The organism is Pseudomonas sp. CM27, from assembly GCF_013179515.1.
Lineage (GTDB): Bacteria > Pseudomonadota > Gammaproteobacteria > Pseudomonadales > Pseudomonadaceae > Aquipseudomonas.
Genome location: NZ_JABMCN010000442.1, coordinates 1 through 1,269 on the forward strand (window position 1 = coordinate 1; position 1,269 = coordinate 1,269).

The window sequence follows — 1,269 nt, forward strand, 5'->3', positions numbered from 1 at the left end:
GTGCTTCGCTATAGCTTCACGATCGTTGGGCAGGGGGTCTAGTCGCTCAGGTTCAAGTTGATTGCAGGAAAAATCCGAGGAGGTGCAGGGATGCACGCAAGGCAACGGGGCATGACGCTACTGGAGGTGCTGTTGGCGGTGGTGGTTTTGGCAGTGGGGCTGTTCGCGGCGGCGGCTCTCCAGCTTCAGGCATTGCAAGCCACCGACACTGCGCGCCGCGACGGGCAGGCGGCGATGGCGGCGTACAGCGAGCATGAGCGGCGGCTGCCGTGAGGCGCGCAGAGGGTGGTTTCGGCTTGCTTGAACTGCTGCTGGCGCTGGCCATCGGGTTGACGCTGCTGACCGCCGCGAGCCAGCTGTTTGCCTCCGCTCACCAGGCCTGGCGCTTGCAAGGTACGGCAGTGCGGATGCAGCAGGATGCCCGGCTGGCGCTATTGCGCATGGCGCAGGATATCCGCATGGCGGGGATGTTCGGCTGCCTGCGGCTGAAACCAGGCGACTTTCCGGACCCGGCGAATTATAAGGTCTTCGCCCGGCCACTGGAGGTCGGTCCGTCAAGCCTGAGCCTGGTGGTTGCCGAGCTGCCGGGCCACGCTGGCGATCCGGACTGGACCTTGCTGACCAACTGTACCAACGAGGCGAAGGTGTACCAGGGGCGCGCGCAAGGCAGCGACAGGCTTCTGGCAGTCCCGGTCAGCCGGTACCGTTATCATCTCGAGGGCAAGACCCTGTACTTCACGCGCCGCCGTGATCGCCCCCAGCCCCTGATCGACCATGTGCGCGCGCTGCAAGTGACGCATGTACGGCTGCCGGGCAGGGCACGGATCGATCTTCAATTGACGCTGTACGAGCCGGCTTTGCACCTGGAGCAACACCACGAGCTCAGTGTGGCGATTCGCAATCCGGTATCGACGCCATGAACCGGCAGCGTGGCGTGGTCTTGTTGCTGGCTTTGGTGCTGAGCATGTTGCTGGGTCTGCTTGCCGCATCAGCCCTGCGCGACGCAGTTACGGCCACGCGGATGACCGGTTACCTGAGCGACAGCCTGCTGGCGCTGGAGCAGGCCGAGCAGGCCCTGCAAGCTGGGCATGGCGAACTCCAGCGGGCACCCCCTGACTCTTGCAAGGCGTGCCTGCCGCCGACTCGACCGCACGATTTGGGCGGGCAATGGCAGCGTGCGCCAACCGGCTTTTTCCAGCTGCAGAACCTGGGTACCAGCAACGGTGCTGCACACATGCCCCCAGGGCAGCAGGTCACCTTGTTCCGGGT

The 1,269-nt window shown here is 64.9% G+C and carries 3 protein-coding genes; all 3 read left to right on the plus strand.

The features are described 5' to 3' along the window. The first annotated feature begins 90 nt into the window (after nucleotides 1-90). Entirely contained in the window at nucleotides 91-273 is a 183-nt protein-coding gene (gene pilV / locus HP547_RS28795) for a type IV pilus modification protein PilV (RefSeq protein WP_172288895.1), read from the plus strand. Continuing rightward, nucleotides 270-920 (plus strand): prepilin-type N-terminal cleavage/methylation domain-containing protein, encoded by a 651-nt coding sequence (locus HP547_RS28800; protein WP_172288897.1) that lies wholly within the window; start codon nucleotides 270-272, stop codon nucleotides 918-920. The genes pilV and HP547_RS28800 overlap by 4 nt, the downstream gene beginning before the upstream one ends. Next, the coding region (locus HP547_RS28805) for a hypothetical protein (protein ID WP_172288899.1) at nucleotides 917-1,269 on the plus strand (353 nt) is incomplete at its 3' end. The genes HP547_RS28800 and HP547_RS28805, both read left to right, overlap by 4 nt.

Excerpts from the sequence above, each read along its gene's own strand:
- pilV (WP_172288895.1), top strand. The coding sequence starts at position 91 with ATGCACGCAAGGCAACGGGGCATGACGCTACTGGAGGTGCTGTTGGCG.